The sequence below is a fragment of the Thermoanaerobaculia bacterium genome, assembly GCA_035593605.1.
GTDB lineage: Bacteria > Acidobacteriota > Thermoanaerobaculia > UBA2201 > DAOSWS01 > DAOSWS01.
This window is the reverse complement of sequence record DAOSWS010000034.1, coordinates 13,871-37,104: the sequence shown is the minus strand read 5'-3', so window position 1 is coordinate 37,104 and position 23,234 is coordinate 13,871. Positions and strand designations below refer to the sequence as shown.

The following is a 23,234-nucleotide window of genomic DNA, read 5'->3' as shown; positions in this document are numbered from 1 at the left end:
ATAGAAAACTTACAATGTGAAGATTTGACAGGAGATGATAGTAGTTTGACACCTTAAACCCTTCGACATACTCGTCGAAGGTACCAAATCCGAAGATTGGTGGAGCTGAGGGGAGTCGAACCGATTATTCCCGCGTGAGTGAATCCCTGAAGGCGCGACGACCCCAAAATGAAAGCTCCCAAACATGGGAGCGATAGGACAGAAGTTATTGAGTTGAGGTAGTTCAGTGGAGCTGAGGGGAGTCGAACCCCTGACCCCTTGAATGCCATTCAAGTGCTCTCCCAACTGAGCTACAGCCCCAACGGTGTGCAACAATATCACATTATCTGGTACAATGCAACCGGAAGCGACCGGGGTCTGGTGGCTCCCGCGGTCTTCAAAACCGTTGTTCCGGCGCTCGTGCGTCGGAGGGTGGGTTCGATTCCCACACGCTTCCGCCAGGAGAGAGGATGATCCTCATTAACCATGCAGCACGCGAAATGACAGCCAAAGTGGTCTATTACGGTCCCGGCCTCTGCGGGAAGACCACCAATCTGATTCAGCTCCATGAAATGTTGCCTTCCGACAAAAAGGGAAAGATGCTCTCCCTTGCGACAAAGCAGGATCGTACCCTCTTTTTCGATCTTCTTCCAGTCGAAGTCGGAAAGATCAAGGGGATGCATGTCAGGATCCAGCTTTACACCGTTCCCGGTCAGGTCTTTTACGATGAAACCCGGCGCCTGGTCCTTAAGGGTGCGGATGCCGTCGTCTTTGTGGCGGACAGCCAGCCGGAAATGCTGGATGCGAACCGGGAAAGTTTTGATAACCTGAAAACCAACCTCCATGAGAACGGTCTCGATTTCGATTCTCTGCCGATTGTGATTCAGTACAACAAGCGTGACATCCCCGGGGTTCTTCCTGTGGATGAATTGACCGAAAAGCTGAATTTTGGAGAGTTTCCCTCGCAGGAAGCTGTGGCGGTCAATGGCACCGGTGTGAAGGCCACCTTTCACGCAGTCGTGCAGCTTCTCCTGCAGAAGCTGGCCGGGAAACCCGATTGGGCAAAATTGTCTCCCAGGGCAAAACCGGTAAAGGAAGAGAAAAAGGAAGCGGAAGCGCCGGAAGCGGAAGAAGCGGCTCCCGAGCCCGAAGCTGTCGTGGAAGAGGAAGCACCGATGGAAATCGAGCTTCCCTCGTCTTCTTCCTCCCTGGAGGATACGTCTCCGGGATCAGAGGATGTTCCCATCGACATCGGAGGCGAAACGGAATACGATTCGGTAGAAGAGGTCGATCTGACGGCACTCATTGAAGAACGGCAGCGATCCACAGTCATGGTGACGCCCCAGGAAGAAATCCTGGAGCTTACCCCCGATCAGATCGTTACCGAGGAAGATGTGCCCATGGATGTGGAGGTTGTCGCAGATGCATCCGTAGAGGAGACCTCCATTTCGAAGGGATCGGCTTCAAACTCGGATCTGCAGGATAAAATGGACACCCTTCTGGTCAAGCTGGAAGACCTCCGCGAACAGATTTCCGATATCATCAAGTTTCTCAAGGATTAAGAGCGCCCTTATCCACAATATCTTGGGCGTTGAAAAATTGACGCTCAAATATCTTGTGGAATCCCCCTTGACAAGCACCCCCACTTAGGTCCATAATGCCTCCGCAACGAGGAACATGGAGATCAAGGAGGAGGATCGAATGCAGAATGCCAAGCAGATTGAGGCGGATTTCAGGAAATTGAAAATAAGACGCTATTTCACTAAGGCGGAATCGCCCGTCTTTGATTCGATAGAATGGAAGCCCTTTACCGCCGAAATCAAGAACGCCGATGGGAAGGTTATTTTTCAGCAGACGGACGTGGAGGCCCCGAATTTCTGGTCTCAGACAGCGGTCAACATCACGGCGTCGAAATACTTCCATGGCGGCATGGGTGACGATCATCGGGAATACTCCATGAAACAGCTGGTGGGCAGGGTCGCCAATACGATTACAGACTGGGGCTGGAAGGACAGCTATTTCGAAACCGAACAGGATCGAGATAATTTCAGGGATGAGCTGACCCACCTCCTGATCTATCAGTACGGTTCCTTTAACAGTCCGGTCTGGTTTAATTGCGGCGTTGAACCGAAACCGCAATGCAGTGCCTGTTTTATCAATTCGATCAAGGATTCCATGGATTCGATCCTCAACCTGGCCAAAATCGAAGGCATGCTCTTTAAATACGGTTCCGGTACGGGAACGAACCTTTCGCCTCTGCGGTCTTCCAAAGAACGCCTTTCCACCGGCGGCACAGCATCGGGTCCTGTATCGTTCATGCGGGGATTCGATGCCTTTGCAGGCGTCATCAAATCGGGAGGAAAGACCCGCCGCGCCGCCAAGATGGTGATTCTGGATGTGAGCCACCCCGATATCATGGAGTTCATCAATTCGAAGATCGATGAGGAAGAAAAGGCACACGCCCTGATCCGTGAAGGATACGATCCCTCTTTTGGCGGCGACGCCTATCGCTCGGTGTTTTTCCAGAACGCCAATCACTCTGTCCGGGTCAGTGACGGATTCATGAAAGCGGTGAAAGCCGGAGAAATTTGGGAAACCCGGGCGATTACTTCAGGTGATGTGGTTGATCAATATAAGGCAAAGGAAGTTCTCCATAGAATTTCTTATGGGACTTGGTTCTGTGGAGATCCCGGTCTGCAGTTCGATGACACCGTAAACACCTGGCATACCTGTAAGACCACCGATCGCATTTATGCCTCCAATCCCTGCAGTGAGTTCATGTTCCTGAACGATACGGCCTGCAACCTTGCCTCGATCAACCTCATGAAGTATTACGATCCCGACTCCGGCCGTTTCAACATCGAAGCCTTCAAACATACCTGTGACATTTTTATTACAGCCCAGGAAATCATCGTGGACAACGCTTCCTATCCACGCGAAGAAATTCAGAAAAATTCCAGCGACTTCCGCCCGCTGGGCCTCGGGTATACCAACCTGGGTGCCCTCCTGATGGCCATGGGCCACCCGTATGACAGTGATCGCGGTAGAGCGCACGCCGCCGCGATTACCGCCATCATGACTGGAGAAGCCTACCTCCAGTCGGCCCGCATTGCGCAGGCTGCGGGACCTTTTTCCCGCTATGAAGAAAACCGAACTCCCATGCTGGAAGTCATGAGAATGCATCGGGATGCTGCAAATCAGATTCGTTCCGACCACGCCGAGACCTACATACGGGAAGCCGCTGTGGAGGTGTGGGACCATGCCGTGACACTCGGAGAGCAGTTTGGGTACCGGAACTCCCAGACTACCGTTCTGGCTCCCACAGGAACCATCAGCTTCATGATGGATTGTGATACGACGGGGATCGAGCCCGACCTGGCCCTTGTCAAGTACAAGAGCATGGTGGATACGGGAATGATCCGGATCGTCAACCAGACGCTTCCCATGGCTCTGCGTAAGCTCGGGTATACATCGAATGAGATCGAGGAGATCGTCCAGTTTGTAGAAAAGGATGGAACCGTCGAAGGATGCCCGCACCTGAAGGACGAGGATCTGCCCGTCTTTGATTGTGCATTCAAACCCGCCAGGGGAAGCCGGTTTATTCACCATATGGGACACATCAAGATGATGGCTGCGGTTCAACCCTTCATTTCCGGAGCTATCTCCAAAACGGTCAACGTCCCGACCGAGGCGACCGTAGAAGACATCATGGATGCCTACGTTCAGGCATGGGAGCTTGGCCTCAAGGCTATCGCGATCTATCGTGACGGCTCCAAATCCCAGCAGCCTCTTTCCACTACGGCCAAGTCCAAAAAGGACGAAAAGGCAGATGCACCTGTCATCGCTTTCCCGAACCGAAAAAAGCTTCCCGAGGAGCGGAAGGCCATCACCCATAAGTTTGATGTGGGTGGGCATGAAGGGTATATCACCGTGGGAATGTATGACGACGGAAAGCCGGGAGAGATCTTTCTCACCATTGCCAAGGAGGGAAGCACCATTTCCGGTGTCATGGACTCCCTGGCGACCTCGGTTTCCATCGGTCTCCAGTACGGCGTTCCCCTGAAGACCTTCATCGACAAATTTGCCCATGTACGCTTCGAACCCGCGGGGATGACCCGCAATCACCAGATTCCCTTTGCCAAGTCGATCGTGGACTATATCTTCCGGTGGCTCGCCTCGAAATTCCTTGTCGAGGAAGATCAGCAGCACTACGGTGTTCTTCCCGCACGGAGCGACCGCCAGCTTACCCTCTTTTCAGAAGCGCCGAAAGGCGATAAAGTATATGAAGAACAATCCGACGCACCGCCCTGTCCCGAGTGCGGCGCCATCATGGTTCGTTCGGGGGCCTGTTACAAGTGCAACAACTGCGGGGCAACCAGTGGGTGCGGATAAGGTTTCAGGAGGTTTCATGATTCGATATGCCGTCTTCCTTTTGGTACTATTGACGACTCTTCCACTGGCAGCCCAGACTTATGTGGTGGGCGGGACCATGGGTGTGGCATCCAATGCCACGGAGTCGATTAATCCGGGTGATCATAATTTCGATACAAGAGAGTTTCACTTCGGATGGTTCATGGAAGATGATACTCTTCTGGTTTTCAGATACGGCCAAATCGAAAATGCCGGAGATTATGGTTCCGTGGGCCTTGATTTTGATTATTACGCCTTCACGGTGGATTACATTTTCGTCGAAAAGTTTTTTACCTCCGGGGTCTACCTCGGTCCGGCCTACTATGACGGAACCGGATACTGGGCCCTTCCATGGCAGGAGACACCGGTGGAAAAGGAAGAATCCAAAATCGGAGCAACAGCGGGGATTGAGAGTTTTATCCCTCTGTCCACCAGAGTCGATCTGACCTTCCAGATCTCCGCGCACTATTTGCCCCTCGAAGAAGAAGACCAGGTTACGGTCGGTATTCTTGGGGGCTTCTCCTTCAAATTCTGATGAATTTCCAGATTCAGGAGATCTCTGTTCCCTCCAAAGGCTTCGGAGACATTATCGATCTGTCAACCTATGTCGAGGCATTTTCGAAGGAGTGGGAAGGGAAAGATGGGCAGCTGCTGGTCTTTGTCCCGGGTTCCACAGCTGCAGTCACAACGATCGAATTCGAAGCGGGAGCTGTTGAGGATCTTCGGACATCAATCGAGCGGCTGCTCCCCCGGACGATTCAATATAACCATGACAGGCGCTGGGGGGACGGAAACGGCTTTTCCCATGTCCAGGCGGCCTGGTTTGGTCCCTCTCTTTTGATTCCGGTCAGCGAGGGTAAGCCTGTCCTGGGTACCTGGCAGCAGATTGTCCTGCTCGATTTCGACAACCGCCCGAGAAAACGAAAAGTCATCCTCCAGTTTTCGAGCTGACATTTTACAGTCGGATACAATCCAGATGAGGGAACCATGGGGAACGTGATCCATCTGGAACAGACGGCCGATATGCGCCTTCGGATTGAAGGCTCATCCTTGAACGACCTGTTCACTACACTCTCCCTGGAATTAGCCCGTGAGATTACAGTACCTCCCGTGCACAATAGCCCCCATAGCACCATCACCTTCGTGGTCGAAGGATCCGATGAAGAAAAAGCGGTTCAGCTGGCCGGAGAACTCCTCTACCTTCTCCAGGTTCGGGGGTCCCTTGCGCAAAATGTGGAAGTGGTTCCCGGAATAGGATCGTGGCAGGTGGTTGCAGAGGTCATTCCCCATGGAGGTCTCTCGGGCGAGATTAAAGCTGCAACCTACAACGACATTCGTTTCCAGCAATCGGAAGGCCGGGTCTTTCTGGAAATGACCTTCGACCGGTAAGATCCAGTTTTATGCCGGAAGGATGGAGGATTCCGTCATCTGGCAACGTTCAAAGGAAACGTGTATTGTAAGAATATGGAGATTCAAAAAGTTTCCGAAAATATCTGGGAGATGCCGGCGACGGGGGACATGCGGGTCCCTGCCCGGATCTACGCCAGTGATCACTTGATGGAGTCGATCCGGAATGATCAGACCCTGATCCAGGTCAGGAACGTTGCAGAGCTTCCGGGAATTGTGGGGCACTCCCTCGCCATGCCCGATGCGCACATGGGGTACGGCTTTTCCATTGGAGGCGTGGCGGCAATGGATCTCGAGGAGGGCGTACTCTCCCCGGGAGGCGTGGGTTATGACATCAACTGCGGGGTCCGGATTGCCCGAACTGACTTGAAGATGGAGGATCTTCGGGGCCGTGCGGGCGACCTGGTCCGTCAGCTCTTTTCCCGGATTCCTACCGGAGTTGGATCCTCGGGAGCCATACGAAAATTATCCTCCCGCGACCTGAGTGACGTGCTGGTTCAGGGAGCCGCCTGGGCCGTATCCCGGGGGTACGGAACGGGAGAGGACCTGTCCTTTATCGAGGAGAGGGGAACCTACGGAGGTGCTGATCCGAAAGCCCTTTCCTCCCGGGCCCTGGAACGTGGAGCTCCACAGCTGGGTACCCTTGGATCGGGGAACCATTTCCTGGAAATTTCTGTCGTGGATGAAATCTTTGACGACCGGGTGGCCCGTGTCTTTGGTCTGGAGAAGGACCAGATCTGCATATCCGTTCACAGCGGGAGCCGCGGGCTCGGTTACCAGGTTTGTGACGACTATCTGAAGACTCTCGGCAAAGCCCTGAAAACCTACGGTATTCAGCTTCCCGACCGTCAGCTTGCCTGTGTTCCCTTTCGATCTCCGGAAGGAAAGGCCTATTTCAGCGCCATGGCCGCAGCGGCCAACTATGCATGGGCGAACCGTCAGATCCTGATGGCACTGGCAGAGGAGACAATCATGAAGACTCTGGGGGTGTCTCCACGAATTCTCAATATGTCACTCCTCTACGACATCGCCCATAACATCGTGAAGGTGGAGACCCACCGGGTGAAAGGGAAGGAGCGCAGATTGGCCGTACACCGGAAAGGTGCAACACGGGCCTTCGGTCCGGGCCGGCAGGAAGTGCCGGCTGCCTATCGGGACGTGGGACAACCGGTACTGCTCCCCGGAGACATGGGAACCGCTTCTTACATTCTTGTGGGTACCGATCGTGCCATGGAGGAGGCCTTCGGGTCTTCCGCCCACGGAGCCGGGCGGGTTCTGTCCCGGAGTCGCGCGATTCAACAGGCATCCGGAAGAAATATTGCCGGAGAACTGGAACGGGAGGGAATCCAGGTGCTGGCTGCCGGGAAAAAGACGCTCCTGGAGGAAATGCCCGATGCCTACAAGGATGTCGAGGAAGTGGCCCGGGTTACGGAGGAGGTGGGGATCTCCAGAAGGGTGGCACGGCTTCGGCCTGTCGGCGTAATCAAAGGATAAGGGGATTCAGAGGATGGATATCAGCCTCTTCCAGCGCGGGATTTTGAAAGTTTTCCAGACTACCGCGAAACAGGCCCAGCCCAGGAACAATCCGACAATTGAATCCACCATGTAATGCCAGCCTGTGACGATCGATCCAAGCCAGAGTAACCCGACCGAAACCATCAGAACAAAGCCAAGCGTCAGCGAGTAGCGGCGAACCCAGAAAGCGATAAAGGTCTGGGAGGCTACATGAAGACTGGGGAATGCGGCGATGCCGTGGACCAGGACGATTCCCGCGTCGATCGTGCCGCCGGGGATTCCCAATATTCGGTTGTAGTTGTCCAGCAGGGCTTTCTGGAGGACTACGCTTCGGGGCAGGAAGGTGGTAAAGGACTCCCAGACATGAGGATACGCGTAGCAGGGACCCAGGGAGGGCATCAGGAGATAGAGCCATCCGCCCACGAGCCAGAGATACCCGGATCCCGTCGCGTAGGCCATGCGAACCCTTGTGGATGGCAGAGCCGTGAAGATTGCGTTGCCGATCAGAAGGGTGATGCTGAATACGTTGATATAGAGTGCGTCGAGGCCCTTCAGGACGGGCGGGTAGGAAAAGAGGTGAAGGAAAAAAACATTGGGGGAGAGTCCGAACCCCATGACGGTGTCGATATTCCAGAGCCTGGCATCAAAGCTGGCAGAGTTGAGAAGAGGAATCAGAAGCTTGAGCCAGCAGTACGTGTGGCTGACCAGGGTGCTCAAAATCAGAACCCGGACCGTCATGACGATCCACTCCATACTGAAAATCCGCTTCAGGTATGCCTTTCCGCGACCTCGAAAGGCGGAATAGACCGTGCCGAGAACGACCGCGCCGACCATGGGTGGAAGAAAGGTCATCAGGTAAAGCTTTCCCGTTATCCAGAGGTTTTCCATGGGAAGAGTAAGGTTGGCCTTCGCCATCAGCCACTGCAAGATCAGGAGATGAAGCAGGGCAATCACTTCAATCAGATAGATTCGGGGGATATGCCGTAAGAGTCGTGTCGTTAATAAATTAGCCATAGTATTTGAAAACGCCGTTATCATAACATACGGAAATAGAGGATTCTTATATCCGATTCGGCCCTCCTGGCGATGGATCATGGATGGGTTGGAGTACAATGTCAGGATGATCCTGGCCGGAAGGAGAAATGCATGGAACTTCACAAACTGACAAAACAGTCAAATCCCGGGGCGTACGCATTCCTCCTTGCAGAGGGAGCAGACTTTCCAGATTTTCCTGATCTGGACCCGAAACTTTCTTCCAGGATCCGAAATCTGATTCACTCATCCGGATTTTCGGGGAAAAAGGCTGAGGCTTTAACGATCCCCGCGCGCGACAAAAACGATCCTTATATTCTCCTGATCGGTGTGGGAAAAGAGCGGGATCTCACCCTGCAGGACATGGATCGACGTTTTTCGGCCCTGTTGGATTCTCTGAAACAGATTTCTGGAAAAAGGGTCGCTGTGGGTTTTAACCTCCGTCTTCGAAGAATTCCCGAAGAATTTGTTTTCGGGATTCTCCTTTACCGACTCCTGTCGTCTGCGTACCGCTATACTGCGTTTATCAAAAGAAAGCCTGAATCAGCGCCTCGCATCTTTGTTCTTCGACCTCCCGCGATGAGAAAGGCTGTGTTTGACAGGGTTCGTGCTGAAGCTAACCTCTTCTACGGGGGGGAACATTTTGCTCGAGATCTTGCCAATGCTCCGGCCAACATCCTCTCCCCCGAGTCCTTTGCCCGGGAAGTGATCAAAGCAGACAGATCCGGTTTATGGACCTTTTCCCTCTGGGATCGTGCCAGACTGGAAAAAGAAACCATGACAGGGACTCTTGCGATCGGGAACTCTGGAGGACGGCCTCCCTGCCTTCTTCACGGAGTATTGAACCCGGAGGGAGCGAGGCGGCTTGTACTGATCGGCAAGGGTGTGATCTTCGACAGTGGCGGGATTTCCATCAAGCCCGCCCGGGGAATGGAGGAAATGAAATTCGATAAGAGCGGAGCCTCTGCAGTTGCCGGCCTCGTTCCCATTCTTCCCGGCCTCCAACTGCAGTGCCGGGTCGATATTCTTCTGCCCCTGGCGGAGAATCTTCTGGATCGGCATGGAGCAAGACCGGGAGATATCCTGACCTTTCGGGACCGCACGACCGTTGAAATCCTTTCTACCGATGCGGAAGGCCGACTGCTCCTCGCAGACGCTCTAATCCTGGCCAGGGAATGGAAGCCGGATCTTTGTATCGATGTGGCCACTCTCACAGGCGCCTGCTCTGTCGCCCTCGGGTCCCTGGCTGCGGGTCTGTTTACAAATAGGGATCGATATCTCAGGAAGATTCCGCAGATCGGGGATCGTGTGGGGGAATGGGTGTGGCCGATGCCGCTCTGGAAAGAGCATGAACGGGAACTGGAAGGGGGGCATGCCATGATAAAGAATACAGGCAGCCGCTATGGAGGAGCCATCCATGCCGCGGCATTCCTCCATCGGTTTATCGGAAATGTCCCCTGGTTCCATCTCGATATCGCCGGAACAGCCCATACCGACCATACCCGCGGGAGGAAGGGAGGCGCCACGGGCTGGGGGGTTGCGCTCCTGGCAAAAGTGACGGAAGCCTTTGACCGGTCAGGATTGTAGCCAGACAGGGTGTACCCGTACCCCTCTGCCGGGTGAAGCATGGTGTTATCCCCATCACCCCGATCCGGACCGATGGGTGAGGGAGTCTCTTTGCCGAAAACGTACGTGGTCGGATTGCACCATGGAGGGACTGAGAATTTCAGGTGCCTCCCTGGATCGCCTTCGGTTCTCAGGGTGCATGTTGAGGGATTGCCATTTCAATGGGACACTCTTCAGGCGATGCACGTTTGAGCGCTGCACGTTAGAAGATTTCTCTTTAGAAGAATGCTCGCTTGTCAAGACAGCCATGGACGGAGGATCCTTTCAATCGGGGAAATGGAGTCGAGTGGATGCACCGGGTATCCGAATGGATCATGTGAGGCTGCAGCAGGTTTCCATGGAGGAAAGCAGCTTCCGGAAAGCCCGGTTTGCGAACCTGGCCGGTTCCGCACTCTCCATTGTCCACTGCGAAATGGATCGATCCTTATGGGATCAATGCAACCTCAGAGAGGTCTCCATAACGGCTTCCAGCGGGCACAAGGTTCGTTTTGACTTCGGATCATTCACAGGAGTTTCCATTCGGGATTCGAATTTTTCACGATCCCGATGGGAAGGTCTTACCCTTTCCGATGGAGAGATTACGGAGTGTGTATTTCACAGGGCTCACCTGCAGGACATCTCTCTTCATCGTTTGAATGCGAACCAGTGCGATTTGAGACATCTCTATGCCCTGCGAATCAAGGCAGAAGCGGTGACGATCCTGACCTCGCAAATGGAAGGAGCATGGGCCGTCGCAGCGACACTCGATGGAAGCGTGGAGCCCGGCGATGTCATCCTGAGGGATATCAATCTCGTCCTAGATGACAATGGAACAGTTCGAAGCCTTGAGTAATCCGGCAATTTCCAACCGCGATCTCGTGGAGCGGTGGTATTCTGACCATCGCAGAAGCCTGTATGCGCTCTGCCTTGCCTATCTGAAAAATCCACAGGAAGCGGAGGAGGCTGTTCAGGAGACCTTTATCAAAGCCTTGAAGAAGGTCTCTACGTTTCGTGGAGATTCCGAACCCATCACATGGCTTCGAAGAATTGCTGTGAATGTCTGCCTTGACCGGGTTCGCAGCGTTTCCTGGAAGTGGCTTCGAAAACAGGTTCCTCTGGAATCGACCATTCCTGCGTCTGAGACCCCCCGACCTGAAATCGTCCACCAGCTGGATCAGGGTCTGAAACAGCTTTCCCCCCAACAGAGAATGGTCGTGGTTCTCCGATTTTATGAGGATCTTTCCCTGGAGGAAATTGGTACGGTTACCGGGCTCCATACAGGAACGGTAAAACGTCATCTTTATCGGGCTCTGGATCGTCTACGTAAGATAGGAGGTATATCATGACGCACAGCACACTCGCCGATCTGCTGGACCACATCATGAACGGAACGGAACTCCGTTGTTCCTGCGACCGGTGTCGTTCTTCCCTGGAAGCCCTCCGGGCGGAACAAATGCGTCCCCGCGAAGAGGCGGCTTTCCTCCCCGAACGCTTTCCGGTTCTGGAAGGCAGAAGGGAATCACGGCTCCGAATCTGGGTCCCGGCTCTTGCTGCTGCGATGGTTCTTATCGCTGCCCTCTTTATTCTTATCCGCCCCGGCGTGCCTTCCGATCCCCACCGCATGGCTGCTGCACTATCCGAGCAGGAACAGGAAGAACTTCTCACGCAGATCGATACGGCTCTGAGCGAGCCGGCTCTGGGGGATCTGGAAGTTCTTGTCGATACGGCTCTGGATCCCGAACTGCAATCCTACGACGATACGGCCCATCCTTCAGGAGGAACCCATGAAGCGTAATGCCATGATTGTTGTCTTTCTTTTTCTGACCTCGATTCTGACTGCACAGGCGGGTCTGGACCTGCCCCAGGGAAAGTGGTGGACGAAAGCGGAAGTAAGAGAAAATATAAAACTTTCCGATGACCAGGTTCGCCGGCTCGACTCCATCTTCCTCAATCACATGGAGCGCCTGATTGATCTAAAGGCTGAAATGGAAAAGGCGGAACTCAATTTGAAGGAGCTGCTTGACGCTCCTGTTCTCGAGGAAAAGGAAGCCCTGACTCTTCTGGACCGACTTATCAAGGCCAGGGGACAGCTCGAGAGGACACGGGCGGAAATGCTTATCCGCATGCGGCTGGAGCTGACTCCGGATCAGTGGGCCAGGGTGAAGCGCTTTGTGGATGGCCGCCGTGGTCAATTTCAGGACGGCCGGGAACGTATGCGGGACCGATTTCCTGACCGGCATCCCGGACCTCCTAATGATCCACCCCCCAATGGTCCGGGCCGACCCCAGTAAATAAACCACCGTACAGGAGGATTTGATGAAACATCTACTGACACTCACTCTCGCTCTTCTTATGCTGGGCGGCACACTGCTGGCCCAGGGGGCGCCCCAGGATCGAACGCCTCAGCCCATCCAGGCACTGGCTCAGTATCTCAATCTAACCCAGGAACAGGTGGATGCCTGGATGGTTCTCCTGGAAGACCTCCGCACCGCCACCCTGCCCCTGCATCAGGCGATTCAGGATAAGAGTGCGGAGCTTCAGGCTCTTCTGGAAAGTGAATCTCCCGATCCCGCGGCTGTGGGTGCGCTGGTCCTGGAAATCCAGCAGTTGAAGGAAGAGATTCGACTCCTTGAGGAAGCCTATCGAGATGGATTCGTTGCTCTTCTGACCCCTGAGCAGCTGGGAAAGTTCAATGAATTGCTTCAGGCGGAACGGCTTCAGCGCATTCTGCCGGCGTTAAAGGCGTTAAAGCTCTTTTAAGGATATCCGTACTTCAACCTGAAGCGGGATCTCTGGATCCCGCTTTTTTATTTCCTGGAAGGAGCATGAGAGAGGACAGGAAGTTCCTGTCCTACCCTCATCTCGGGGGGGAATATCTCGGCACGAAAGGCGCGTATTTCCACTCCTTCCCGGAGAGCCCGCCGCATGGCATCCGCATAATCGGGATCAATCTCCTCCGCAGGTGCCACGGCAAGGCCGTCTGCCCTTTGAACCAGAAAAAGAAGGACGGCCCGTGAGCCCCGTTGTCGTTCCTCTATCAAAGCGTCGATATGATGACGACCCCTCACCGTGACGGCATCCGGAAACTTGAGGATCCCATCATCGTTGAGAAACGTTACGCTTTTTACCTCAAGGTAGCATCGCTGGTCTTCCCGGGAGAGGAGAAAGTCGACACGACGGCCGTTCCCGAAGGGTCGCTCCCTTTCCAGAGACTCATAAGTCTCCAGTCCCGGAATGGCTTGATTCTGCAGGGCTTCGAGCACGAGATCGTTGGCTATCCGGGAGTGGATCCCGATCCAGGTGTCGGACATCCGGGACCATTCCAGAGTGTAGCGTGTGGATCGACCCTTCTCCGGATGGTAAGAAAGAAGAACGGGGCATCCCGGTTCAAGACAGCTGCGAAGAGATCCGGAGTTGGGGCAGTGGATCGTTTCTACCCTCCCGTCGGGAAAGAGACAGTCTGCAAGGAACCTCTTTCTTCGATCCTGAAAAAGGGCAGGCTGAATAGGTGCGGGAAGGAGCATGTCAGACCCGATTATACCTTTTCGAAACAGGCGTCCATCAATGGTAGAATGGCCGCATGGTACCCCATCCGGAATCCTGCGAATCCAAAACCTGCACAGCGGTTGTCCTGGCAGGTGGGGAGGGTACCCGCCTTCGACCCCTCACCAACGAGCGCCCAAAGCCAGTGATACCTCTGACAAACCGGCCCTTTATCCATTACCAGTTTAACCATTTCCTTGAGGCCGGAATTGACACGGTGATCCTCACGCTGTCCTATCGGCCCGATGTTCTCCGTTCCATCCTGGGAGATCGGTATAAAGGATTATCGATCCTCTACACCGAAGAACCGGAGCCCCGCGGAACGGGAGGTGCCATTGCCCGGCTGACAGAAATGGCGAGCGGGGATTTTGTGGTCACGAATGGTGATGTCCTCTGTCCCTGTCGGGTCATGGATCTTATTGAATTCCACAGATCCCGTGAAAACGATGTGTCCCTGCTTCTGGTTGAGGTTGACGATCCCAGCCGCTTCGGTGTGGTGGATATCGATCGGGAAGACAGGATCCTCGCTTTTGTTGAAAAACCGTCGTTAGAAGAAGCTCCCAGCCACTGGATTAACGGAGGCATGTACATCCTCTCTTCCTCGGTGATAGAGGAAATTCCCCCTGACCGTCCCTCCTCCATAGAACGGGAGATTTTTCCTGCTCTTATCCGGAAAGGATATAGAGTCGGAGGGTTTCGTTACCAGGGGTACTGGGTTGATGTGGGAACCGTTGATTCCTATCGGAAAGTTCATGAAGACTATCTGGATGGCCGGTGGACCTGGCAGGATAACGTGCAGGCGGGAAGGATTGACAGGGTCCAAAGGAGTTTTTTCGAGAATCCACCCGCTGAACCAACTCTCCGGGTGTACGATTCGATTATCTGGAGCGGATTCAATCCCGGTCGGGATATTCGTGTGGAACGTTCCGTTTTGGCGGATCGTGTGACGGTGGGAGATCATGCTTTTCTGCGAGGTGCCGTTGTGGCGCCGGATACGCAAATCCCGGCTGATGCCGTAGTGGAGGAATAGATGACGATAGCATTTGGAACGGATGGGTGGAGAGGCGTCATAGGAGACGACTTCTCTTTTGCCAACGTTCAGACGGTCGCCCGGGCTATGGCCAGGTTTTATCGGGATAAGAAATGGAAGGGGGAGGGAGATCGAAGTGCCGTTGTGATCGGGTACGATACACGATTTCTCGGGGAAACCGCTGCCCTTATTGTGGCGGAATGTTTTGCCGCCGCCGGTGTGGAGCCGATTGTGTCAAAAGTTCATATTCCGACACCCTGCCTCTCGTTTCAGGTGAAGCACCGCGGACTGCTGGGAGGCGTCATGGTCACGGCCTCCCATAACCCTTCCCTTTATAACGGATTGAAGTTCAAGGCACATTATGGGGGAACCGCCAGCACCGAAATGTACGCTCGAATGGCTGATTTTCTGGAGCCTGAAGCGCCAGGTGAAGCCATTCGCCCGAGGAGGGAGATCCGAAGAGAGAATTTTATCCCCGATTATCTCTCCTATGTCAGGGAACTGGTGGACCTGGATCTGATCGGCGGGCAGGGGTGGCAAATTCTCTGGGACGCAATGCACGGTGCTTCGGGATCTCTCTTTATGAGACTCTTTGAATCGACATCTCTCTATGTGAAAACCCTACGCTCCTATCCCGATCCCACATTCGGTGGCTGCCAGCCTGAACCGATTTTTAAGAACCTTCAACTTACTGTGGATGAACTTGCGGTTTCACCCTGTGACCTGGCCTTTGCCAGTGATGGCGATGGCGATCGGCTCGGTGTTTTGCTTCCCGGTCCGCAGTTTGTCACCCCCCATGAGGTTTTCGCTTTGATTGCCCTCCACATGATAAAGGTCCGGGGGCAACAGGGAGGGATTGCCCGTACTTTTTCTTCCTCTCTTTATCTGGATCGGATTGCGGAAGATATGGGGGTTCCTCTTTACGAAACCGGTATTGGGTTCAAGTATCTTTGCCCCCACCTTACCTCCGGAGACGTGGTTGTTGCCGGGGAGGAAAGTGGCGGGCTTGCCGTGGCCGGCGGCCTTCCGGAACGAGACGCTCTTGTTACCGCTTCTCTCCTGCTTGAGACGCTTTCCATGCGCCGATATTCTTTACCTCAGGCCCTTTGTGACCTTCGGCGCACCTATGGAGACCTCCACTATGCCCGAGATGATATGGAACTGGATGATCCTGAAGATGCCGATGCCTTCATTGACCGGCTCAAGACCGCGCCTCCCGATCATATCGCGGGTCGCAGGGTGACCAAAGTACATGAAAAGGATGGATTAAAATTTACTTTCGGTGACGATGGCTGGCTTCTCTTCCGCCGTTCCGGAACAGAACCTCTTATCCGTTTATATTGTGAACTCCCTTCCAGGGAGGCCGTCACAATGACGCTGCGGGAAGCACGATCGTGGATCTCGGTGGACTAGACCTTACCTCCCTTTCGACTTTCGGGATCTTTACGCTGCTTTTTCTGGGAGCCTTTGGGCCGACCCTTCCGGAAGAGGTGATTCTGGTTATCGCCGGGTATCTTGTCCACCAGGGGTATCTTGAATGGTGGACTATTCTGCCGGTCGCCTTTTTTGGAATTGTCATCTCCGATAACCTTCTCTATCTGATCGGATCCCATTTCGGCGCTCGGGTACTCAGAAATCGATTCGTACAGAAGGTCTTCACAATCAGACGGCAACGATGGGTACGCCGCCTCTTTTTCCGCTACAAGTACTCTCTCTTCTTTCTGGGGCGCTACTTTTACGGATTGCGTCCTGCAATCCTCCTCTTTGCCGGCCTGACCCGGGTCAGATGGAGCCTCTTCTTCCTGATGGATCTGGCCAGCGCGGCCATCAATACGGTCCTGTGGATCTTTCTCGGATACCTGTTTGCTCCGGTATTCCATCATCTGCTCAATTTTATCCGGACCTTTGATTTAACCATCCTCCTGATTATTATCGGTATCGTGACTTACTACATCACTGAAGTCGTGCTCCTGAAGCTGAATGTCCTTCGAGAAGACCAGTTTCCCGTGAAGATTACGGCTCCGTATAAGATCTTTTCACTTGCGCTTTTGATCGTCTTACTTAAAGTACTTGCTCATCTATTGCACAGGAGCGCATGAATTTGATATGATGTCCTCCCATGATTGAGATCCAGGTTCACCCTGGGAACATCCGCAAGCGGGTGAAGTATTTCTTTCTGAAGAGGAACCATATCCTTGTTCTGGGAGTTGTGAGCACGTTTGTCGCGTCTTTTTTTGCCTGGGCTCTCATCATCGCCCCCGGCGGATTTACAAGCCATCAGACCCGTCTCTCTTTTTCCGAATCCCTTGCACAGAGAACGAGACTGCTCACCGAAGCCAAAAACATGTCCACCCGCGCCCAGGAACTTTCCACATCCCTGAATGAGCAACGTCAAATGCTTGAAAAATTTTTTGCCATCTATAACATCAGCATCGATTCCTCGGGCCAGGGTGGACTGCCGGAAATTCAGGTGCCGGATCAGGTGGATGGATTTGATCGGCTGGATTACATGGACAGAAAGCTTAAGCAGCAGGTTGCCGTCAGCACCAAGCTCCTGGAAGAACTGACGGCGTATGAAAAGGAAAATCGATCCATCGTAAGTTTGACGCCGACGATTTGCCCCCTCCCTCGAGATACCTTCCTCCTGACGAGCCCATTCGGTAATCGCATCAACCCCTTTACTCGAAAACAGGATTACCATCAAGGTCTTGATTTCGCTGCGCCATCCGGTACGCCAGTCATGGCAACCGCGGATGGAAAGGTCTCTTTTGCGGGCCGGTATCCCTTACGGAAGAGCGCGGCCTGGTGGAGATACGGGAATATCGTGGTGCTGAACCACGGCGATAACTTTATGACGATTTATGCTCATCTGGACAAAGCCCTTGTAAAGAACGGTCAGAAAGTCAGCCGCGGGCAGACGGTCGGTGAAGTCGGGAATTCCGGCTGGAGTACAAGCCCGCACCTCCATTATGAAATACGAACCAATCTGGTCAATGGACAGACCTTTGTACCCGTTGATCCGAGAATCTATATTCTGGACCATCACTGGAGCAACATGGATCAGATTCTTATCGCGGCCCGGGGTAATACGGCTTCCAACTATGAGCCCATCCCCACGACATTCAGGAGGTAGTCATGCCCAATGGCGCCAATGGAAAGGAATTTCCCACGATGATTATCCCGAAGGGTACAGAGATCCGGGTCAATGACAAGGGTCAGCTCTCCATCAAAACTCCGGGAAACCTCGTCATTCAGAACTCCGGGAATTATTCTCTGATTCGATCGGAAAACGGGTCGATACGGATTGAAGACAATGTTTCGGTGGAGGCCGTGGATATTCAGGCAGCCGACACCTGCTATGTTCAGGGAAAACTTACAGCCTGGAGGGTTAAGGCGCGGAAGCTTTCTTTGGAAAATACTGCTGAAGCTTACGTTATGCTACGGGAATCCAGTGAGCTGGATGTGGCCAAGACGGCCCGTCTCGTGGGAAATTTTGCATCCGAGCGGGAAGTCTATCTGCTTCTCGGCCGCTTTTCCACGCAGTTAAAGAGTCTGCCTGACATGGTGACCGTTTCGGATGAGTCTGCGGCCCAGCGGCTCGCTCCTCCCGCATCGATGCCTCCAGCTGCGGATAACCTTCAGCTGGCCAGGGTCATCCTGGATCGGGAAATTCACCGCGGTATCTATGACCAGGATTCCCAGCAGGCATTAATCGAAATTCATCACGCGATCCAGGAAGGGGATTCCGGCAGGCTGCGAAACCTGTTCGGCGCTCTCTCCGGCACGATCAAGGAGCCCAGCGAAGATCTCCTGAAGGCCTTCGATTACATTAAACAAGCTCTATGAATCCTGGAGCACGCGGAAACTGGGGTTCAAAATTTGCCTTTGTGCTTGCGGCGGCTGGTTCCGCTGTGGGTCTTGGCAATGTCTGGCGTTTTCCAGTTGAAGTCGGCAGGAATGGCGGCGCTGCTTATGTGATTGTCTACTTCCTTTGCGTTCTTCTTATGGGAGTTCCCGTCATGATGGCTGAATTTTCACTGGGGCGCTCCACAGGTAAAAACGTCCTGGGTGCCTTTTCTTCTCTTGCGCCCCGTTCATTGTGGAGAGGAGTCGGGCTTCTCGGGATCCTTACCGGAATGGCCATTCTTTCCTACTACAGCGTTGTTGCCGGATGGACGGTCGGCTATTTCATCAAGGGAGCTCTGGGCCAGTTCAGCCAGATGTCGGATCCCGAAGCCATCACCCATATGTTCGTCAGTTTTATCGGATCTCCTGCCAATGCAGTGGGGTACCATGCGCTGTTCATGGTGATCACCATGATTGTCGTTGCGGGGGGTGTGGAGAAGGGAATTGAGCGCTGGTGCAAATTCCTGATGCCTACACTCTTTGGTCTTCTTATCCTTCTCGTGATCCGTTCCGTTACCCTTGAAGGTGCAGGAGCGGGTCTCTCATTCTACCTGCACCCTGATTTCTCCAAGCTGGACGCGGGTGTCATTCTGTCCGCCATGGGACAGGCCTTCTTTTCGCTATCCCTCGGTATGGGGGCTATGGTTACTTACGGCAGCTACCTTTCCCGGGACGATAACCTCTTTACCTCTTCGATCTTTGTATCTTTAACCGATTCTCTGGTGGCTTTTCTGGCCGGTCTGGCAATCTTTCCGGCACTCTTTGCGGTTCCTGGTCTTAAACCCGAGGCCGGTCCAGGGCTCATTTTCATGGTACTTCCCAACATCTTTAACCGGATCCCCCTGGGGCAGATCTTCGGTGCGGGTTTTTTTCTCCTCCTTACGATAGCTGCGGTAACCAGCTCCATTTCCCTACTGGAAGTTGTTGTTGCACACTTTGTGGATGATCGGGGCTGGAAGCGAAAACCTGCTGTGATCACCATGGGGATCGGGGCTTTTATCCTCGGTGTTCCCTCGGCTCTATCCCTGGGAGCGTATAAACCTCTGGGCGACATTGTCGGAGGCAAGGGATTTCTTGATCTCTTTGATCTTGTTTTCGGACACTTTTCCCTGACCATTGGTGCTCTCCTCCTCTGCCTTTTTATTACCTTTAAGTGGGGGATGAAGGCAGCAAAGGGAGAGCTTCTTCAGGCTGCCCCCGGGGCTCTCAAACCTTGGATGGCAGCGGTTATCAACCGGATCTGGCCGATCCTGATCCGTTGGGTTTGCCCGATTCTGATCGGGGCCATTATTCTCTACCTTATTTTCACACCGGAAGCCCTCTGATCCAGACGTGATCCATAATCTGTTCCTTCGCAGTATGCATCGTGGAATTCGGTTTTGTATCCATCGGATCTGTATCGTTCTCATCCTTATGGCAGGCATTCTCTTCTCTCCTTCCTGCCGGAATCGAACCGTGGAAACGTTCGACCCCGGGATGGAACAGCAGTCGATCTCTTCCCGCTGCTTTCTTTACGCCACCATAGAAGATGCTGAAAACCGGGTGTCACCCCTCGGCAGGCTCCATCCCGGCGAGCGGTGCGAAGTCCGGTGTATTTATCCCTCTGGAGAATGGATCCTCTTCGACCTTGCGGAGGTCAGGGTGCAGGGGTTTGATCATCCTCTTTTCACGCAGGCCCAGTGGCTTGCCAACAGTCCCGATATGAAAGCATTTTCAGAGACTCTCGATGAAGCCGGTAACCTTACGATCGGTTCCGAACCAGTTGACAGAGATCGGCCTCTTCCCTTCTCCTACGAGCCCTCAGATCTCGTTGATGTCGATCTACATGCTGATACGCTGGGGTTTCCCCTTCGAGCGCCTACTCGGACCGGTGTGGATATCCGCCTGCGTGTAGAAGCCCTTGCCGCGTTTGAGGCCATGTTTCAACAGGCACGCCGGGAGGGGATCGATCTGGCCATCGTGTCGGGGTACCGCAGTGCAGAGGAACAGCAGGTGATCTTTTCCATGCTGACCTCCAGAATCCCAAAGCAGAGAACGGTAGCCCGACCCGGTTTTTCGGAACATCAGCTCGGAACCACTGCGGATATCACCTGTTCCCGAATGCATTACATGCTGATGAGAGATTTTGAATTGACCCCGGAGGGTACATGGCTGAAAAAAAACGCCGGGCGATTTGGCATCCACCTTTCCTATCCAAAGGAAGATAAAGATGAAACGGGTTTCACCTATGAACCATGGCACTTCAGATATCATGGGGTTTCCAACTCTGTGTTACCCCTACCCTAGGGGAGTAAGTATCGGAGAGTGGTATACTCGTTTCCATGATTCAAAGAACCTATTCTCGTATCCTGCTCTACAGTTTTCTCGGCGCCCTGCTTCTCGGGGCTTTCTGGCTTCACCACGCAATGATTCCAAAAAACATTGTAGAAGAATGGGAGACCCTCCCCGGCCGGGAAGAGGTTGTTGTACTTCAGGAGTATGTGAGAATTGATACATCCTGGCCGAAAAGCAATACCCGCGAAGCCGTGGCATTCTGGAAACGTCTCTTCGATGCCATCGGGATCGAATCCAGCACCTATCAGGTAGGACCCGATCAGTTCAACTTCGTTGCAAAGATTCCCGGCGGACCTCTTCCTCCCCTGATCCTGCACCACCATATGGACGTCAGCCCGGTCAAAAATCTCAAAAACTGGAAAAACCCTCCCTTCGGAGGTGTGATTGAGGGCCCGTATCTGTGGGGCAGGGGAACCCTGGACATGAAGCATTACGGAGTGATTTACTACTTCGCCATCAGGGAAGCGCTTGAAAAGGGCTGGAAGCTTCGACGGCCCATATACTTTATTGCCACTCCCACGGAGGAGATGGAAATGGTGCGGGGAACCCCCTGGCTCCTGGAAAACAAGCCGGAACTCTTTCCTGAAGGTGCCGTGTTCCTTACCGAAGGCGGAGGCTTTGAAGTCGTAACCGATTTCCTGAAATATTGCGGAATTCTAACGTATCAGAAGGAATGGGTCTTCGTTGAGCTCGGGGAAATAGACGCGGATCGCATCGCTGAAATTACGAGCGCACTTCTGCCTCTCTTTCCCAGGGATGACCTTGTTCTCTTTCCTGGATATGAATTGATTCTGAATCACCTTGCGCCTCACCGCATCGCGTACCGGGATATTCTGGAGAACGTGGGGAAGCTCTACCGAGACGATCAAGAAAAACTGAAGGAGCTTCCCGAACCTTATCTTGATCTGATGCGGAGATCGTTCTCCATTCATCAGAGAATGGGGCCGGACAAGACAAGGCTGGTCCTCTCTCTTCTTCCCGGAGATGAGCCTGAAGAGTGGATCGACCGTGTAGGAAAAGTCCTTTCATCCATGAGACAGTCCTATTCCATCAGCTTTGCTTCCCCAAAATTGAACATTACCCCTTCCAACACAGATGCTTTTCGATCGATCCAGGACTCCATACTAGAGGTGTTTCCCGCGATCGACACCGGTCCCTACGCCACGCCGTGGAAGATGAACGAAGGGCAGTACCTGCGTAAACCCGGGTACCTATCCTATGGAATTGCATTTGTACCCATCAATATTTTCGACATGACCCATGCCGGGGCGGCGGATGAGCGTATCCACCTGGTCCACTACATGAAGGGGATGGATCTGGGAAAGGCCATCGTGAAACACCTTGCAGGTGACGCAGATTGACACCTGTATTATGAAATACGACAAAATTTGTCACATTTTGGATTGAATCTCTGGCATTGACTTTGCATAATATCGTGCTGACCAACAAATTAAGGAGGATCGAATGAAGAAACAAGGTTTTACACTGATCGAGCTGCTGATCGTCGTTGCGATCATCGGTATCATCGCAGCTATCGCCATCCCGAACCTGTTGAACGCCGTACAGCGTGCCAAGCAGAAACGTACCATGGCGGACATCCGCTCTGCTGCGACTGCCTGGGAAGCCCGTGCAGTAGACGCAAACTGCTATTCCGCAGTGTGTGGAGCTACCTGCACCTTCCCCACCGAGGCTCAAGATGGAATCTTCACCATGCTTTCCCCGACGTATATCAAGTCCCTTCCCACGAAGGACGGATGGCAGAAGTCGATGGATTTCACCGTGGATTCCACCACTGCTGCTCAGGAATATGGAATCCGCGCCGGTGGTAAGGATCTGACGATCACGGAAACCACAGATTACACCTGCGGAACCAAGACGACCGATTTTGATTGCGACATCGTCTATGCCAACGGTGGATTCATTCAGTGGCCAGAAGGCGTACAGCAGTAAGATCCAATTCTGTCCTTTTTTCGAGGGAGCGTGGCAGGCCACGCTCCCTCCATTTGTTGTCAGGATTTACGCTGATTGAACTGCTTATTGTTATAGCCATCATTGGCATTCTATCCGCGATTGCTATCGTTAATCTATTGAGTGCATTTCAGAAAGCCCGACAGAAGGCTACGATCGCCGATATGCGGAACGTGGGCGTGATGCTGGAAACCTACAACCTCAACCTTGACCATTACCCGGTTCCCGGCGTCGATTTCAACGGGATGGAGGGGCCCGGCAGTCTAAAAGAACTTCTCCGAAATTACGTTCCTGTCGCCTCTGAACCCAGTGTCAAAGACAAGTGGGGAAATTACTATAATTATGTAAGTGATGGTCAGACATACTGGCTTGAATCCTTTGGCCAGGATGGCAAGGATGGCCCTCAGGACATCTCGAAGGACACCCCAAACGAATACAGTAATGACCTCGTTCTGGAAGACGGGGTCTTTATCGCCATACCCTGAAACCTTTTCCCTGGAAAACT

At 53.4% G+C, this 23,234-nt stretch carries 23 protein-coding genes, 2 tRNA genes and 1 pseudogene; 23 read left to right on the top strand and 3 right to left on the bottom strand.

All coding sequences use genetic code 11. From position 1 onward, the window contains the following. Positions 1-227 precede the first annotated feature (227 nt). Positions 228-300 (bottom strand) — tRNA-Ala (locus tag PLD04_13615). Positions 301-342: 42 nt separating this feature from the next. On the opposite strand from PLD04_13615, the gene PLD04_13610 reads away from it, so the two are divergent. The 7 genes and pseudogenes from PLD04_13610 to PLD04_13580 all read left to right on the top strand — a co-directional run bounded on the left by PLD04_13610 (position 343) and on the right by PLD04_13580 (position 7,290). Further along, positions 343-440: transfer RNA gene (locus tag PLD04_13610), tRNA-Sec, on the top strand. Between the two features lie 9 nt (positions 441-449). Further along, positions 450-1,013, top strand: a pseudogene (locus tag PLD04_13605) (GTPase domain-containing protein). Positions 1,014-1,656: 643 nt separating this feature from the next. Then, positions 1,657-4,371 carry a vitamin B12-dependent ribonucleotide reductase gene (locus PLD04_13600; protein ID HXK69364.1) on the top strand — a complete coding sequence of 905 codons (2,715 nt, stop codon included), beginning with the start codon at positions 1,657-1,659 and terminating at the stop codon, positions 4,369-4,371. Between the two features lie 16 nt (positions 4,372-4,387). After that, positions 4,388-4,924 carry a hypothetical protein gene (locus PLD04_13595; GenBank protein HXK69363.1) on the top strand — a complete coding sequence of 179 codons (537 nt, stop codon included), beginning with the start codon at positions 4,388-4,390 and terminating at the stop codon, positions 4,922-4,924. Continuing rightward, positions 4,924-5,340: a secondary thiamine-phosphate synthase enzyme YjbQ gene (locus PLD04_13590; protein HXK69362.1), complete on the top strand. Its 417-nt coding sequence runs from the start codon at positions 4,924-4,926 to the stop codon at positions 5,338-5,340. The genes PLD04_13595 and PLD04_13590 overlap by 1 nt, the downstream gene beginning before the upstream one ends. A gap of 36 nt (positions 5,341-5,376) precedes the next feature. Next, a complete protein-coding gene (locus PLD04_13585) occupies positions 5,377-5,778 on the top strand; it encodes an archease (protein HXK69361.1) in 402 nt (133 codons plus the stop codon). Between the two features lie 75 nt (positions 5,779-5,853). Continuing rightward, complete coding sequence (locus PLD04_13580; GenBank protein ID HXK69360.1) at positions 5,854-7,290, top strand: RtcB family protein; 1,437 nt, start codon at positions 5,854-5,856, stop codon at positions 7,288-7,290. Positions 7,291-7,296: 6 nt separating this feature from the next. On the opposite strand, the gene PLD04_13575 is transcribed toward PLD04_13580, so the two are convergent. Continuing rightward, positions 7,297-8,325 (bottom strand): phosphatase PAP2 family protein, encoded by a 1,029-nt coding sequence (locus tag PLD04_13575; GenBank protein HXK69359.1) that lies wholly within the window; start codon positions 8,323-8,325, stop codon positions 7,297-7,299. Between the two features lie 132 nt (positions 8,326-8,457). Here PLD04_13575 and PLD04_13570 point away from each other — a divergent pair, with 132 nt between their 5' ends. The 6 genes from PLD04_13570 to PLD04_13545 all read left to right on the top strand — a co-directional run bounded on the left by PLD04_13570 (position 8,458) and on the right by PLD04_13545 (position 12,708). Beyond that, positions 8,458-9,930 (top strand): leucyl aminopeptidase family protein, encoded by a 1,473-nt coding sequence (locus PLD04_13570; protein ID HXK69358.1) that lies wholly within the window; start codon positions 8,458-8,460, stop codon positions 9,928-9,930. Between the two features lie 121 nt (positions 9,931-10,051). Then, positions 10,052-10,801, top strand: a complete 750-nt coding sequence (locus PLD04_13565) for a pentapeptide repeat-containing protein (protein ID HXK69357.1) — start codon at positions 10,052-10,054, stop codon at positions 10,799-10,801. Further along, positions 10,794-11,294, top strand: a complete 501-nt coding sequence (locus tag PLD04_13560) for an RNA polymerase sigma factor (protein HXK69356.1) — start codon at positions 10,794-10,796, stop codon at positions 11,292-11,294. The genes PLD04_13565 and PLD04_13560 overlap by 8 nt, the downstream gene beginning before the upstream one ends. Continuing rightward, positions 11,291-11,743, top strand: coding sequence for a hypothetical protein (locus PLD04_13555; protein ID HXK69355.1), 453 nt, complete (start codon positions 11,291-11,293; stop codon positions 11,741-11,743). The genes PLD04_13560 and PLD04_13555 overlap by 4 nt, the downstream gene beginning before the upstream one ends. After that, the gene (locus tag PLD04_13550; GenBank protein ID HXK69354.1) at positions 11,733-12,239 is read left to right on the top strand and encodes a periplasmic heavy metal sensor; all 507 of its coding nucleotides are present in this window, start codon (positions 11,733-11,735) and stop codon (positions 12,237-12,239) included. Before PLD04_13555 ends, PLD04_13550 begins: the two co-directional genes overlap by 11 nt. A 25-nt stretch (positions 12,240-12,264) precedes the next feature. Continuing rightward, a complete protein-coding gene (locus PLD04_13545; GenBank protein HXK69353.1) occupies positions 12,265-12,708 on the top strand; it encodes a periplasmic heavy metal sensor in 444 nt (147 codons plus the stop codon). A 47-nt stretch (positions 12,709-12,755) separates the two neighbouring features. On the opposite strand, the gene sfsA is transcribed toward PLD04_13545, so the two are convergent. Then, the gene (gene sfsA, locus PLD04_13540; GenBank protein ID HXK69352.1) at positions 12,756-13,472 is read right to left on the bottom strand and encodes a DNA/RNA nuclease SfsA; all 717 of its coding nucleotides are present in this window, start codon (positions 13,470-13,472) and stop codon (positions 12,756-12,758) included. A 56-nt stretch (positions 13,473-13,528) separates the two neighbouring features. Here sfsA and PLD04_13535 point away from each other — a divergent pair, with 56 nt between their 5' ends. From PLD04_13535 to PLD04_13490, 10 genes are all read left to right on the top strand, one after another. Further along, a complete protein-coding gene (locus PLD04_13535; protein ID HXK69351.1) occupies positions 13,529-14,521 on the top strand; it encodes an NDP-sugar synthase in 993 nt (330 codons plus the stop codon). Further along, complete coding sequence (locus PLD04_13530; GenBank protein ID HXK69350.1) at positions 14,522-15,934, top strand: phosphoglucomutase/phosphomannomutase family protein; 1,413 nt, start codon at positions 14,522-14,524, stop codon at positions 15,932-15,934. Then, on the top strand, positions 15,916-16,620 hold the full coding sequence (locus PLD04_13525; GenBank protein ID HXK69349.1) for a DedA family protein: 705 nt from the start codon (positions 15,916-15,918) through the stop codon (positions 16,618-16,620). The genes PLD04_13530 and PLD04_13525 overlap by 19 nt, the downstream gene beginning before the upstream one ends. A gap of 20 nt (positions 16,621-16,640) precedes the next feature. Continuing rightward, positions 16,641-17,654 (top strand): M23 family metallopeptidase, encoded by a 1,014-nt coding sequence (locus tag PLD04_13520; protein ID HXK69348.1) that lies wholly within the window; start codon positions 16,641-16,643, stop codon positions 17,652-17,654. 2 nt (positions 17,655-17,656) lie between these two features. Next, positions 17,657-18,367 carry a hypothetical protein gene (locus PLD04_13515; protein ID HXK69347.1) on the top strand — a complete coding sequence of 237 codons (711 nt, stop codon included), beginning with the start codon at positions 17,657-17,659 and terminating at the stop codon, positions 18,365-18,367. Next, positions 18,364-19,752: a sodium-dependent transporter gene (locus PLD04_13510; protein HXK69346.1), complete on the top strand. Its 1,389-nt coding sequence runs from the start codon at positions 18,364-18,366 to the stop codon at positions 19,750-19,752. Before PLD04_13515 ends, PLD04_13510 begins: the two co-directional genes overlap by 4 nt. A 7-nt stretch (positions 19,753-19,759) precedes the next feature. Then, entirely contained in the window at positions 19,760-20,713 is a 954-nt protein-coding gene (locus PLD04_13505; GenBank protein HXK69345.1) for a M15 family metallopeptidase, read from the top strand. A 35-nt stretch (positions 20,714-20,748) separates the two neighbouring features. Beyond that, the gene (locus PLD04_13500; protein HXK69344.1) at positions 20,749-22,122 is read left to right on the top strand and encodes a M20/M25/M40 family metallo-hydrolase; all 1,374 of its coding nucleotides are present in this window, start codon (positions 20,749-20,751) and stop codon (positions 22,120-22,122) included. Positions 22,123-22,225: 103 nt separating this feature from the next. Continuing rightward, entirely contained in the window at positions 22,226-22,711 is a 486-nt protein-coding gene (locus PLD04_13495; protein ID HXK69343.1) for a prepilin-type N-terminal cleavage/methylation domain-containing protein, read from the top strand. A gap of 53 nt (positions 22,712-22,764) precedes the next feature. Beyond that, positions 22,765-23,214, top strand: coding sequence for a type II secretion system protein GspG (locus PLD04_13490; protein ID HXK69342.1), 450 nt, complete (start codon positions 22,765-22,767; stop codon positions 23,212-23,214). The last annotated feature ends 20 nt before the right edge of the window (positions 23,215-23,234 follow it).